Raw genomic sequence first — 14254 nt, forward strand, 5'->3', positions numbered from 1 at the left:
GGGCCGCTGGGGCTGCTGGGGCGGAGGCGTTAGGCGCGGCGTCCATCATTTGTCCTGCTTGGCTAGCAGTGCCACCGTCAACCCGAGAATGACGGGGATGGCGATCAGCATCGGCCAGTACGAAGCGTAAAGATCGGAGAAGCCAAGCGCCTTGTTGAACACGCCACGGCTGATGATGAGCATGTGCGTGGCGGGATAGATGCCGCCGATCACCTTGCCCGCACCCTCCATCGACGATACCGGCGTCAGGAGACCCGAGAACTGTATGGTCGGGATCATCGTGCCGATCATCGTGAAGAAGAGGGCGGCGATCTGGCTACGGGTGAACGTCGATGCGAACAGGCCAACGCCCGTGGACACGACGTTGAAGATCAGCGCCGCCAGCACCAGCGCCAGAAAGTTGCCTTTCACTGGTACCCCAAACAGGGTGACCGCCAGGAACGACATCAGGAAGAAGTTCAGCATCCCAAGGGCGACATACGGCATCTGCTTGCCCAGCAAGAACTCGGTACGCGTGACGGGAGTGACGTACAGATTCAGGATGGAGCCGAGTTCCTTTTCGCGCACAACCGACAGGGCGGTCAGCATCGCCGGCATCATCATCAGTAGCAGCGGAATCACGGCCGGCACCATCGCCGGCAAGCTCTTGACGTCGGGGTTATAGCGGAAGCGGGTTTCGATCGCTACATTCGACGTGGCCCGCACACCGTAACGCCGTAGCGCCTGATCCGCCAGCCAGGCTTGGTGCATACCCTGGACATAGCCCTGAACGGTTTCGGCCCGCGTCGGCATGGCGCCGTCGATCCACGCGCCGATCTGGACTTGCTTGCCACGCGCCACATCGCGCGCGAAGCCGGGCGGGATTTCGATAGCCAGGGCCAGCTTGCCGCTGCGCAGGCGCGCGTCCATGTCGGCATAGCTCTCGAGTGGCGGCTTCTGGACGAAGTAGCGCGAGCCGGCGATATTGAGCGCGTAGTTCTCGCTCAATGTGGTCTGGTCGCGGTCGAGGACCGCATAGGTCAAATCCTCAACGTCCATGCTGATGCCGAAGCCCATTACAAGCATCAGGATCACGGAGCCCAGCATGGCCAGGGTCAGGCGCACCGGGTCGCGTTGAAGCTCCAGCGACTCGCGCCACAGGTAGCTGTACATGCGACCGAGCGAGAATGGCTGATGCTTGCTCTTTGCTTCGGTCTCGGCCTGGGCCTCTACCGGGGACGCGGGGGCCTCCGTGTCTTCCGTGGCCGCCTGCGTGCCGCCACCGGCTGCCACGAGGTAATCGATAAACGCGGCTTCCAGCGTATCCGCGCCGCAATCGCTGACGATCTTCTCCGGCGGGTCGCTGACCAGCACCTTGCCTGCGTGCATCAGCGAGATGCGGTCGCAGCGGGCGGCCTCGTTCATGAAGTGCGTGGAGATGAAGATCGTGACATGGTCCTCGCGGGACAGCGCAACCAACAGCCGCCAGAAGTTGTCACGTGCCACGGGATCGACGCCGGAGGTCGGCTCGTCGAGGATCAGCAGTTCGGGCTTGTGCACCATTGCCACGGCCAGCGAAAGCCGCTGGCGCATACCAAGCGGCAATCCGTCGGGCAGGCTCTCCATCACGTCCTGCAGCCCGAAGCGCTGGGCCATTTCCCCCACACGGACTTCGATGTCCTCCCTAGGCACGTGAAAGAGCTGGGCGTGAAGCACCAGGTTCTGGCGCACCGTGAGTTCGGTGTAAAGCGAGAACGCCTGCGACATGTAGCCCACGCGGCGGCGGGTGTCGATATCGCGCGGATCCACCTCCTGACCGAACAGCCACGCGCGTCCGTCGCTGGCGGGCAGCAGACCGGTCAGCATCTTCATCGTCGTGGACTTGCCGCAGCCATTGGAGCCGAGGAATCCAAAGATCTCGCCCCGCCGGATCTTGAACTGCACGTGGTCCACCGCGACGAAATCGCCGAAGCGCATCGTCAGGTCTTTCGCTTCGATGGCGATCGGGGTGTTTTCGTCCACGGCCAACGGCGCGATCACTACGGGCTCGTAGCCACGCTTCTTTTCCTCGGGCAGCAACCCGATGAACGCGCCTTCGAGATCGGCGGCGCCCGTGCGGGCCAGCAGTTCTGCCGGCGTCCCGGTATCGAGGATCTTGCCACTGTCCATCGCCACCAGCCAGTCGAAGCGCTGCGCTTCATCCATATAGGCGGTGGCGACGATCACGCTCATGCCCGGACGATCCTGGCGAATGCGGGCGATCAAATCCCAGAACTGTGCGCGTGCGAGGGGATCCACGCCGGTGGTCGGCTCGTCCAGAATCAGCAGGTCGGGGTCGTGGATCAGCGCGCAGCAAAGGCCAAGCTTCTGCTTCATGCCGCCGGAGAGTTTGCCGGCCGGGCGATCCAGGAACGGCTGCAGACCGGTGCTGCGCGTGAGGTCGTCGATGCGATGACGCCGCTCGGCCGCACCGTGGCCGAACAGTCTGGCAAAGAACTGCAGGTTTTCCTCGACCGACAATGTCGGGTAGAGGTTCTTGCCCAGCCCCTGCGGCATATAGGCGATGCGTGGGCAGACGGCGTCGCGATGGTCCTTGCGCGACATGTCGCCGCCGAGCGCGGTGACCGTGCCTTCCTGCACGGCCCGTGCGCCGGCCACCAGCGACAGCAGGCTTGACTTGCCAACACCATCGGGACCGATCACGCCGATCATGCAGCCCGCGGGAAACTCCAGCGAGATGTCGTCGAGAGCAACCGTCTTGCCATAGCGCAGCGTGACGTGCGCGACTCCGGCAACGTGCTCGTGCGTACCCGTCGAGACGTTCATTACGCGATCTTCAAGGTAGCTTGGTGGTCAGCGATGCCGGCCACTCTGCCTTGGCATCGAGCTTGACCCATGCCACGCCGGGCAACCCCGTCTTGACCACTTTCAGATGCTTGCGCAGTAGATCCGGGTCGATCTTGGCGCGAACCCGGAACATCAGCTTCTGGCGCTCGCTTTCCGTTTCCACGGTCTTTGGCGTGAATTGCGCGGTGCTTGAGACAAAGGAGATCTTTGCCGGAATCACATACTCCGGCGCGGCGTCCAGAATGATCCGGGCGTCCTGGCCGATGGCAAGCCGACCGGCCTGTGCTTCGGGCAGGAAGAAGGTCATGTACACATCCGACAGATCCACGAGGTTCAGTACCTTGCCGCCGGCGCCGAGCACTTCGCCTGGCTGCGCCACGCGGTACTGGATCCGGCCATCGCGCGGTGCCTTCAGCTCGCTGTCGTCGATATCGGCCCGGATGCGGGCGATGGTGGCCTGCGTGGCGGCGACCGTCGACTGCGCGCCCACTACCTGTGCCTGAGCGGCCTCGATGGCCGACTGGGCGGCGGCGACCTGGGCGCGGGCTGCGGTAACGGCCGCCTGGGCGCTGCGCTCACGCGCGCGATCATCGTCCAATTCCTGGATCGACGAGGCGCCTTCCTTGGACAAGGTTTCGGAGCGGGCGCGCCGACGGAGCGCCGCGTCGAGCTCGGCCTCGCGCTGGCCGACCAACGCTTCCGACGTGGCCTTGTCGCTCTTGCGCGCCGCAGCCTGCGCCACAGCCGCCGCGGCTGCGTTGATGGCCTGCTGATGCTGGGCCACGGCTTCATCGTGCTGGGCTTCGAGCGTGGTGATCTGCATCCGGGCCAGTGGCTGGCCCGCCGTCACGAAATCGCCTTCAAAGACGAGGATGTCGCTGACCCGGCCAGCGAGCTTGGTCGCCACATCGACCTCGGTGGCCTCGATGCGACCGTTGCCGCGCGCGAAACCTTCGCCGGGGCCGTTGTCGCGCAGGCGATCCCACGCGTACCAGCCGCCGGCGACGACAGCGAGCACGACCAGGGCGGGAACGAGCTTGTTGGTAGGAAGCTTCATGGGCCGACTTGGTTAACGAGCAGTAGAAGGTGTGGAGGGCTTGGCGTCAGGCGCTGCACTGGCGGGCGCACCTTCCGGAGCGGCCGCCTCCGGCGGCGAGGCGACGGCTGTGCCACCGCCCAGTGCTGCATACAGGCTGACGCGGCTGGCAAGCAGGGCGCGGCGCGATTGGACGGCCTGTTGCTCAATGGCAAGCAGATCGCGCTCGGCATCAAGGACTTCGAGGAAGGCTGCGGCACCGTTGTCGTACCGCAGTTTCGCCAGTCGCCGGCGTTCGGCCTGGGCCGCCTGTGTGAGTTGCAGAATATCGACCTGTTCGGCCAGCCAGCGCTGCGCGCTCAGAGCATCGGCCACATCGCGGAAAGCATTCTGGATAGTTTTTTCGTATTGGGCTACCGCCTCAACGCGCCGCGCTTTCGCGAGGTCGAGGTTGCTACGCAACTGTCCGCCCTGGAAGATCGGAATGGAAATGCTTGGGGCGAAGGACCATACGCCACTGCCTCCACGGAATAGGCCATCCAGGTCCGCACTGGCCGTGCCGGCGAAACCGGTCAGCGTCACTCGCGGGAAGAACGCCGCGCGCGCAGCGCCGATGTTTGCGTTCTCGGCCATCAACTGGTGCTCGGCCGAGACGATGTCGGGCCGGTTCTCCAGCTGCTCGGATGGCAGGCCAGCGTCGATCTGGCGCATCAGCTCGGCATCGTTGACCAGGCCGATGGCCGGCTTGACGTCGACCGGCGCGCCCACCAGAACCTCCAGCGCATGAGACTGCGTGGCCCGGTCCTGCTCGAGTTGGGTGACCAGTGCCCGGGCCTGCTGATAAAGGGTGATGACTTCTGTCAGCTCCAGCTTGGATGCGGAACCGACTTGTTCCCTGCGCGTGAAGATACGCAGCGATTCGGCCCGGGTGTCCGTGGTCTGCTTTGCCAGAGCGATCCGTTCGTCGAGCTCGCGAATGGCCAGATACGTCTGCGCCACCTGCGTGATGATCGACAGCGTGACAGCCCGTTGCGCAGCATCGGACGCCAGATAGTTCTGCAAGGCGGCGTCCTTGAGACTGCGAATACGTCCCCAGAAATCGATCTCCCACGTGCTGAGTCCAACGCCAACTTGATATTGACTGCTTATTAGAGGCCGACCAGTCAGATTCAGATCACCGGGTACCCGAGCCCGGGTTCCATCGGCGGATGCACCGATCCACGGGTATTGCTCCGCCCGCTGAATGCCGTAGGCAGCAAGCGATTGCGCGACACGCGCGGCGCCGATGCGCAAGTCCCGGTTGTTGTCGAGCGCTTGACCGATCAGTGCCTGAAGCTCGGGGTCCGCGTAGAACTCGCGCCAGCCTATTGTGGCGGCTGGCGCGATGGCCGGCGCCGCGGCATCTGGCGACCACGTGGTCCGCACCGGTGCCGCAGGACGCTCGTAGGTGGGATCCATCGAGATGCAGCCGCCAAGCAGGATCGGGACGACTATCAGTGCCGCGGCAGGTCCGCGACGTGAGATTTGACGCTTGATGAGTAACTCTCTGGCAAAGGCAAGTGACATGCGTGGTAGCCATTCCATGCAGGCATCACCGCGCATGGCGCGCCGTGAAAAAATCCGGGGGCATGGGGCACACGGAGTGCCCCGTCAGGGTTTCCCCCAGAATATCGCAGCTCTACGTGGGGACTTTGATTCACGACATGAATCTTTTATTTGGCGAATTAAATAAATTCCTCATTATGGTTGCGCCCGATTCCGAATTCAGGCATGTGGCAGACGGCTTTCATTCCCTCACAGGCACTCGAGGTATCGGTTCATCTCGTCCAGAAGTGCGTGGTAGAAGGCGTCCGGCAGGGGCCGTTCGTCGGCGTGCGCGAGGATTCGCTCCGTACCGGCTCGCAGTTCGTTGGCGATTCCGGGCCGCAGCGCGGTCGGCAGATGGCTGCACAAGGCTCTGAGCAACTCTCGAATAACCAGCAGCCTGGCTCCGTAATGCAGCGACGCATCGCCCAGTACGCCGATATCGCTCATCATGGCAACGAGCGGATCAGCGGGCGCGCCGCCTGAGCCTGGGGTCTCGGGGGTGGTGCAGGGCGGTGTCAGTTCGGATCTTGCCTGAGTTGTTACGCCGAATGCGGCGGACAGTGGATTTCGACTCATATTGATCTTCATGGATTAGGTTCGCCTGCATGGCGGCGAAAGTGCGGATAGGCCTCTCTCTCGCGATAGCAGCCTACGCTGCCATCGCGCCACGCACGGCCACACTCGAGGTGTCTGGTGTTTAACCGATGGGATGCCGTGCTTCGGTTGCTAATAACGGCCTGCGGATCCAGATATGGGTCTGCGACATTGACCGTGGGCAATTCGCGGCAAGTTGTTGCTCGCCGGAGACGTCGAAGGCAGCGTGTCGCCGGCGTCGTCCATGTTGCGCGAGCTCCTGCAATACATATTCCGGCTTCGCATTGATGCGAATCAACATGGAAGATTGGGGAGGCAGTGAAGTCCCAGTATCCTGCCGACACTTCAACGTTCTTGTTGCAATTCGTCGCTGGCTTTGTGGAAACACCCAAGGCCTGCTGGCCACATTCGTCATTGGGAATGGAATCATATGCCCAACCGCTAAGGCGTCGAGGTATCAAAGCCATAGCTGCCGGGGTCGTCGCCCTGACAGCACTGATCGGCGGAAGCGCGTTCGTCATGCTGAGGTTTGACGGATACGTGAAGGCAATCTACGAGCACAACACCGCGCCGATCAAAGAGCTCGCAGAAATCAGGACACGTGCGACCGACATCCGCCGCTTGCTCTGGCGGCTTGTTGCCTTGCGCGGCCGCGAAGAGGAACGCCAGGCCATCGCGGCCATACATGTGAATCTGAGGGCCATCGACAACGCTTGGGCCCGGTATTGCGCGGATGCGCCAGACAATCAGCACGAGGACGTGCTTGCCACCGAGATCGGGCATCGGCTGACCTTGTTCAACGGAATCGTCAGGTCTTCGCTGGAGCGGATTTCATTCGGCGATCACGATGACACGCGCGACTGGCTGGAGCAGAACGTCGAGGCGCTGAATCAGCTGGATACGCTGATCGCGAGCGAGGTCGATCTGAACGTCGCCATGGCGGCCGCGCTTCGGCAGGAAAGTGCCACCATGCTGAGCGTGGCCATCACCACCGCCTTCGCATTTGTGCTGCTGGCGACTGGCGCGACGATTTCAATCGCTATCTTCACGCACCTGGTTCGCCAGCGTGACGACGCCATGGAGGAGTCGCGCTATCACCTCTGGCTGGCGGACCAGGCCATCGAGATGACCCTGGATGGGGTCATGATTACGAATGCGGAAGGGACGATAGAAAAGGTGAACCCCGCATTTTGCCGCCTCACGGGATACAGCCAGGCCGAACTGGTCGGCAACAACCCTCGCATGTTCAATTCCGGACGACAGACGAAGGAGTTTTATCGCGGACTCTGGAAAGCGCTGAGAGAGGCGGGCCAGTGGAAAGGCGAGCTGTGGAATCGGCGCAAGGATGGTGGCGTGTACCTGGAGTCGTTGTCGATTGCGGGCATTTGCGGGGCAAACCGCGAGTACACGCATTTTGCTGCCATCTGCACTGACATTACGCATAGGCAACAGACCGAAGAGCGGCTTGGCTATCTTGCCACCCACGACATGCTGACAGGCCTGCCAAACCGGTTTCTGCTCGACGAGCGCCTCAGCCAGGCGCTTGCCCGTGCCAGGCGCATGCCACAGCCGGTTGCACTCATGTTCCTCGATCTGGACGGATTCAAGGCCGTCAACGATACGCTGGGGCATGGCGTCGGCGATGAGTTGCTCATCCTGATTGGGCGGGATCTCCACAACGCGGTGCGCGATTCCGACACGGTTGCACGGATTGGTGGCGATGAGTTTGCCATCGTTTTGGAAGGCATCGCGGACCAGGACCATCTCCCAATGCTGGCGCGGAGCCTTCTCCGGATGATCCGGTCCGCGCGGCAGATCGGCGAACACCAGGTTTTCGTGACCTCCAGCATTGGCATCAGCGTGTACCCGACGGATGCATTGACACCCGGAGAACTGCTGAAAAAGGCGGATGTGGCTATGTACCACGCCAAGCGCAATGGAAAAGATGCGTTCTGTCTTGCCTCGTCAATCGGAAGTGCGGAGGCCACGCTGTAACAGGAAAGCTGGCTCCATTGCCGTGCGGCAATACAGACCGCCAAGGAACAACCTCAGCCACGGGAAGGCAATAGCGCAACGGCCCGGCCATGGGCAACTCAAGCCGGATCAGGCATTTGGCCGCACAAGTGAGTATCGGCAAACTACCCTGGGTAAATCATGGCTGAAAGCAAATTGACAGGTTAGAACTGAAATTCCATGCCCCCGTAGGACAGCCAATATTAATGAAAGTCTACGCGCCAATGTAATTTCATAGAAACATTGATTTTGATTGACATCAAAATTGGCATCTATTTATATCAAATAATGTTCCGATAAATATGATTACGATGCCTTGATATGAATGTGATTATCGTATGTTGATTATTCACAAACTTCGCCGTCAATCTTCCAAGACATGGTCTTTTGGTGGGCTAGTATTGGAACACCACCAACATAGTAATTAATCCAAAAATGGAAGTAGACGACAGGGTCATCAGCATTTCAGATTTCAATCTTTCTTATCTCTTGCTTGCCCAGCGCATGATTCTTGCGCATGACGCGGAAGCCATGTTCCGGCTAGGTGTCAGTCAGGAAGTGGCCGAGATCATTGGGGGGTTGAGCTCCGCGCAGCTGGTCAAGCTGGCGCGAACCAACATACTTCTTTGCGCCTTCAGATTCGATAACCATTCACTGCTCGCAACGCTTGCAAATGGATCGCCGCAACACGATCTCCAGCAGATGCACATGGCTATTCTGCTCTCGGCGCACCCCTTGGACTCGATCAACTGACGATGCAGGAGGAACATGACGACTCGAAAGAGTGTCCTCAGAGAAGTAGAGGAGTTCCGGCTGGCGGTTGAGCTGGTTGAACTCGGTGCGCGGTTGCAGGTTTTGGAGTCCGAAGTCGCGATATCGCGGGACCGTCTTACCCGGCTCTACAAGGAGTTGCGAGGTGTCTCGCCGCCGAAGGGGCAATTGCCGTCCTCGCCAGAGTGGTTCCTGACATGGCGACCGAATGTGCACGCATCGCTATTCCTGTCCGCCTACAGGTTTCTGATGGCACGAGGCAAGCAATCGCGTATCCGCTGCATTGTGTCTGCCTATCGCCTGTACGTGGAGCACGTCTCGCTGACAGGCGAGGAACTCACGTTGAGCTTTACACGAGCCTGGACCCTGCTCAGGTTTTTGGACTCCGGTACGTTGGTCAGTTCCACATGCAAATGCTGTGGCGGTTCGTTCGTCAGGCACAAGTATGACCTGCAGACCAACTTTGTCTGTGGATTGTGCGCGCCGCCCCCACGCGCAGCCAAGGGGAAAAAGCTGGCTACGTCAGCGAATCCCTTCGTTGTGCCAGAAGACTTGCAGCAAACGATATCCATCGAACCCGCAGCGATGAATCGCCCGAAGGACGTATCCCTCCGTAGGATGGGCAATCTGAAGCCCTGAGTTCTGCTTTACCCCCCCCGGCAGTTTCACTATTAGCAGCTTTCTCTATATACGAGGAGGCTGCAATTCTTCATATTCAGATCCCAATAATAAGTCTGCGCGCAATATTCCTCATTGAGCAAAAAAATGCCCTCCAGAGGGGGGCATAAACGCGGATATAGCCAAGTCCAATGGGGAGAAAACCTGACTACATTTTCAATTGTATGTTTATTTCCAATGGAACAAGAAAAATAAACGTTAAAATGTTGCATTTGCTCAAATTAATGGTGGCGCGGAATGTCATGGTTAATCGCGCCGAAGTCAATATCAAGAATCATTTCAGTTTGTAAGACAATCATTCTGGAACGATGCCAGAGCGCCCGACGATCCTTCATATATCAGGCGTAGTCCGTTGAGATCGTTGAGCTTCACGCTGCGGTGTCGTACGGTGATCAGTCCCGTCTCCGAAAGCCTGGAGAACAGGCGGCTGATCGTCTCGAGTTTCAGGCCCAGATAGCTGCCGATCTCCTCCCGGGTCATTCGCAGTTGGAACTCGCTTGCCGCGAAGCCCCTGGCGGACAGCCGCGCGGAAAGACTGAGAAGGAACGCGATCAGCCTTTCCTCGGCATTGAGCACCCCAAGCGTTCTCAGCATGCCATGGTCGTGACGGACTTCGTTTGCCATGAGCCGCAGGATGTTGTTGTACAGCCCGGGCAGCGCGACAGCCAGATCGCGCAACGCTGTCAGATTGATGCGGCAGAGCCGGGCGTCCTCGAGGGCCACCGCGTGAGACATATATTGCGGGGACACCAGGCTGTCGAGACCGACCAGTTCGCCGGGAAGGTGAAACCCAACGATCTGTACGCGTCCATCCTGGGTGGAAACCTGACTCTTCAATGTGCCGACACGGATTGCATAGATGGATTTCACGGGATCACCCAGCCGATAGAGCGATTCGCCCTTATGCAGGCTGATTCGGCCATGTACGACGGAGTCCAGGCGATCGATGTCGCGGCGATTCAATCCACCCGGGAGGCAAAAGCTGGCGAAGGTACATGCAGAGCAGCGAGGCATTTTCAAGTGAGGCGATGCGAGAGGGGCGCGGTTTCCGTAACTTGCTGACCGTTGGCAGCGATGGCTACCCGGAAGGCGAGAGGCGGTGGCGGACACCTGGGTGGTGGCGTGTGCTTGACGCCACCCCCGGCTTTATTGCTTTGGACCCGCAGAGGAAACTCCCTCGTGCGTGAGCTCAGAAGGTCTGCCAGTCGTCGTGACCTGACTTGCCTTCCTGAGCGGCCAGCGCAAACTGGCTGGATGGGTTCATCACATTGGTTTTCGCAACCTTCTTGACGACGCGCGCACCGGCTTTTGGCACGGTGGCGCGAGGCACGGTGATGGCGCCGGTATCGTTCGCGAGACGGAAGAGCATCATGTCCTGCTTCATTCGCCGCGCCTGTTCCTGAAGAGACTGGGAGGCGGCCGCAGCCTCTTCTGCCAACGCGGCGTTCTGCTGCGTGGCTGCGTCAATCTGGCTGATCGCGACGTGACTCTGTGCAACCCCACGGCTTCGCTTATCGGACGTGGCGGCGATCTCTCCAAAAATGTCCGACATCTTGTTGATCACGCTGATGACTTCCTGCATGGATGCGCCTACCTCGCCAGCCTGGCGCGACCCTTCCTCCGCGGTGGTGGAGAGCTTTTCATCCATCAAATTCAAGGCGTCAATAGCGCGGCCAAACTCGCCCTGGGTATCGACGACGATAGGCTGGCCGAGCTTTCCTTTGGAGACATCGGCGGCAGTATGCAATGCTTTGTCGAGCGGCTTCTTTACCCCACGCGTCAGCAAGGTGGCGATGACCAGCGAAAACAGGATGCCAGCGGCGATCAGCAAAGCGGCCATCACCAGGATCGTCTTCGTTATGCCCGAGCTTTCCTTCACGGCCGCTTCCGCCTGCGCGGCGTTGTCGTTTATGGCCTTGTCGATCAACTCGTTCAGGCGGTCAGCTTGCACGGCGACGTTGGCGTCCTGGTATTCCTTGGCCGCAACATAGTCTTCCGCACGAAGCAGGGCCAGCACCTTGTCGTTCTCCGGGAGGATTTCCTTCAGTGCAGCATTGATCTGCGTGGCAAGTTCCCGTTCGCGGGGCGAGGTGATGCCGTCCGGGTAGTAGCGCGCCCAGGCATCTTCGATGGCGGCGCGTGACGCCGCGATGTCCTTCTCGGCCTGCGCGGTGGCTTGCGGCGAAGCTTCGACCTGCGCGCGCCAGAGATTCATACGTATGCGCAAGGAATGCGCCCTGACCGAAGCCACTCGAATAAGTGGTGTGGTATTGGACGCGTAGAGTGCCTCGATGCGCTCACCAAGCGTGGACAGACCATAATAGCCAAATGCGCCAACGCCGGTCAGCATTAATGCAAACAATGCGAACCCCGCTATAAGCCTGGATTTGATGCTGATAAGCATATTCTTCATTTTCTGAAAAACGAACCTTCTTTCGCTTGCATTTGTATGGAAATATAACCACACCCCATGATGCGAAATAGGACCAGGAGCGCCAGCGGGGTCCAGGATGGCCACTTCATTAAAGCCTTACGGATTGCGGCCACCCCTCTTGAGACACTGATATTTGTGCGATGCAAAATGCATTTGAATTTAGTTCACACTCAATCCTATATAAATGGGATAGATGATGGTTGTAGATTATTGACTATGATCAACATTTTGGCGCGCCGTGCATCAAATAGCGCACATTAATGACATGAAACTGGCCGAGAAGTGCACAGCCATAGGGCGGACGTAAACACGGTATGGTATGCCGTCGTCCGTTTTGACGGCGGTAATGAGAAATATCTGAATGCATCACGGCGTGCGTGAGCGCGGGCATTCAGCGCAAGACCGAAGTCCGATGACAGTTATGGGATTTGTTTTCTGCACCAAAATGGATCAGTAATAACCATATTGGTGCAAGCAGGAAGAGTCGATCGCAATAACTCTCAAATGATGAGTTTTGCGATATCCGCCTCAGAAGCTCGCCGCCAGTCCGAGGGAAACGCCAGAGACATTATTGCCAAACACATATCGGACGACAGCCCGCACACGTGTCACATACACCTCGTGCGCGGTGGTATCCAGTTCCAGTCCCGCGCCCAGCGTTGTCAGGTAGTTGAATCCCAATACTCCCGCCTGCGCACCAAAGTAATGGGAATGGGACAGTTCGAGTACGTATCTAAGCGGGCGATCGAGCGCGATCACACCAGTCGGGGCGCGCCAGCGCGCATAGAGATTTGCGGTTTGTGAGGTAACGGATCCTTGGACCGCTGGCGCGGAACCGCCGAAACTCTGCAAGTGGATGCTGGTGTAGCGGAGCTCGATATCAATGTCGTGCTCTGGCCGGTAGTGTTCCCAGTCCAGCATCAGCGCGCCACCCAGGCCGTAGGCATTCAGCGTGCCGCCGTTGAGGAAGTTGATGTCGCGGTCCGTCACGTGCTGGACGACCGCCGTGGCAAGCTTGAGGTCACTCGATACATTGCCCAGCGAAGCGTTGAGGATCGGGCGGATCACCAGTTCCTTGTCGTCAGTTAGCGGAAAATCCCAGCCAATACCGACCGTTCCGGCAAAAGTGTTCCAGCGCGTGGGAAGCCGGCGCGAGTCCGCACCGTCCGTCGATACAAAGGTCGGATCGTAGCGGCTGTACGCGATCGAGCCTTCGAGATAGAGCGGAAACGTCTTGCTCATCGTGAAGCCGCCACCAAGCTGGGACATGACGATGCCGGGGTTGTCCGTCTGGGCGCTTTTGATCGACAGCGAACTCGATGCCAGATCCGGCACGACCGAATAACTCATCAGCGACAGCACGGCGTTGGCCTGCCGTTGCACGCCGGGCCCGAAAATTTGCGCCTGGGCGTGCGCGGCGGGCATGGCTGTCGCCATTACCAGAAGCAGCGCCCCCCTGCACGCGAGGGCGCTGAACATGCCGGGTCGATGTTGCCGTTTCATGACACGGTCCATACGTTCGTCCGAGATGTCCTGCAAGGCTTGTACCTGGCGGAAGCGTACCGTTGGTCCGTTCGCTCGCGTATTGGACCAAGGTTCCATTGCGGGCAGCAAACGGGGCATCTATAAGATCACCATGTTGGCATCGGTGCCGGCGAAACCGATGCGGTGTCAGGAGGGTGCCATGACGCGTTGCAGCGTGCGACGACTCAGTTGGATCGGAGCATGGATCATAGCTTGCTTCCTAGCAAGCATTGGTAGCGCCTGGGCGCAGGAAAATAGCGCCGGCCCGGCGTCATTCAAGCCAGAGGAGCTCGAAGCGCTGGTCGCGCCGATCGCGCTTTATCCTGACTCCGTGCTGGCGCAGGCGCTGATGGCGTCGACCTATCCGCTCGAGGTGGTACAGGCGGCGCGATGGGTTAAGGCCAACCCCAACGTCAAAGGGGATGCCGCCATCAAGGCGGTCGAGAGCCAGCCGTGGGATGTCAGCGTGAAATCGCTGGTCGCGTTTCCGCAGGTGCTGGAGCCGATGAGCGACAAGCTCGACTGGACCCAGAAGCTCGGCGACGCTTTCCTGGCGCAGGAGAAGGACGTGATGGCGGCGGTACAACGGCTGCGCGCCAAGGCCCAGCAGTCCGGCAACCTGAAATCCAACGAACAGCAAAAGGTCATCGTGGAGCCGCCAGCGCAGGCCAGCGGCGGCACGACTGGTGGGGGAGGCACCACCCAGACCATCGTGCGGATCGAGCCGGCCAATCCGGAGGTGATCTACGTCCCGTCGTACAACCCCACCGTCGTCTATGGCGGGGGGGGGG

General features: G+C 59.9%; 11 protein-coding genes. 4 read left to right on the plus strand and 7 right to left on the minus strand.

Annotated elements, in window-relative coordinates; translation table 11 throughout:
• Positions 1–45 precede the first annotated feature (45 nt).
• The 4 genes from rbbA to RN01_RS34055 form a co-directional block, all read right to left on the minus strand.
• A complete protein-coding gene (gene rbbA, locus RN01_RS23880; protein ID WP_017514602.1) occupies positions 46–2805 on the minus strand; it encodes a ribosome-associated ATPase/putative transporter RbbA in 2760 nt (919 codons plus the stop codon).
• 10 nt (positions 2806–2815) lie between these two features.
• Positions 2816–3883, minus strand: coding sequence for an HlyD family secretion protein (locus RN01_RS23885; RefSeq protein WP_017514601.1), 1068 nt, complete (start codon positions 3881–3883; stop codon positions 2816–2818).
• A gap of 12 nt (positions 3884–3895) precedes the next feature.
• Positions 3896–5428 carry an efflux transporter outer membrane subunit gene (locus tag RN01_RS23890; protein WP_051385294.1) on the minus strand — a complete coding sequence of 511 codons (1533 nt, stop codon included), beginning with the start codon at positions 5426–5428 and terminating at the stop codon, positions 3896–3898.
• 228 nt (positions 5429–5656) lie between these two features.
• Complete coding sequence (locus RN01_RS34055; RefSeq protein ID WP_128646750.1) at positions 5657–6037, minus strand: hypothetical protein; 381 nt, start codon at positions 6035–6037, stop codon at positions 5657–5659.
• Between the two features lie 324 nt (positions 6038–6361).
• Here RN01_RS34055 and RN01_RS23900 point away from each other — a divergent pair, with 324 nt between their 5' ends.
• The 3 genes from RN01_RS23900 to flhC all read left to right on the plus strand — a co-directional run bounded on the left by RN01_RS23900 (position 6362) and on the right by flhC (position 9466).
• Positions 6362–8038, plus strand: a complete 1677-nt coding sequence (locus tag RN01_RS23900) for a diguanylate cyclase domain-containing protein (RefSeq protein ID WP_223277320.1) — start codon at positions 6362–6364, stop codon at positions 8036–8038.
• A gap of 453 nt (positions 8039–8491) precedes the next feature.
• On the plus strand, positions 8492–8809 hold the full coding sequence (gene flhD / locus RN01_RS23905; protein ID WP_017515366.1) for a flagellar transcriptional regulator FlhD: 318 nt from the start codon (positions 8492–8494) through the stop codon (positions 8807–8809).
• A gap of 15 nt (positions 8810–8824) precedes the next feature.
• Positions 8825–9466, plus strand: coding sequence for a flagellar transcriptional regulator FlhC (gene flhC, locus RN01_RS23910; protein ID WP_017515367.1), 642 nt, complete (start codon positions 8825–8827; stop codon positions 9464–9466).
• 318 nt (positions 9467–9784) lie between these two features.
• Here flhC and RN01_RS23915 read toward each other — a convergent pair whose 3' ends face one another.
• The 3 genes from RN01_RS23915 to RN01_RS23925 form a co-directional block, all read right to left on the minus strand.
• Positions 9785–10519: a helix-turn-helix domain-containing protein gene (locus RN01_RS23915; RefSeq protein WP_017515368.1), complete on the minus strand. Its 735-nt coding sequence runs from the start codon at positions 10517–10519 to the stop codon at positions 9785–9787.
• Between the two features lie 175 nt (positions 10520–10694).
• The gene (locus RN01_RS23920) at positions 10695–11909 is read right to left on the minus strand and encodes an MCP four helix bundle domain-containing protein (RefSeq protein WP_223277321.1); all 1215 of its coding nucleotides are present in this window, start codon (positions 11907–11909) and stop codon (positions 10695–10697) included.
• Positions 11910–12467: 558 nt separating this feature from the next.
• On the minus strand, positions 12468–13364 hold the full coding sequence (locus RN01_RS23925) for a hypothetical protein (RefSeq protein WP_017514530.1): 897 nt from the start codon (positions 13362–13364) through the stop codon (positions 12468–12470).
• Between the two features lie 259 nt (positions 13365–13623).
• Here RN01_RS23925 and RN01_RS23930 point away from each other — a divergent pair.
• A partial coding sequence (locus RN01_RS23930) for a DUF3300 domain-containing protein (protein WP_039016777.1) occupies positions 13624–14254 on the plus strand: 631 nt, incomplete at its 3' end.

It is taken from the genome of Cupriavidus sp. SHE, from assembly GCF_000812445.1.
Taxonomy (GTDB): Bacteria; Pseudomonadota; Gammaproteobacteria; order Burkholderiales; family Burkholderiaceae; genus Cupriavidus; species Cupriavidus metallidurans.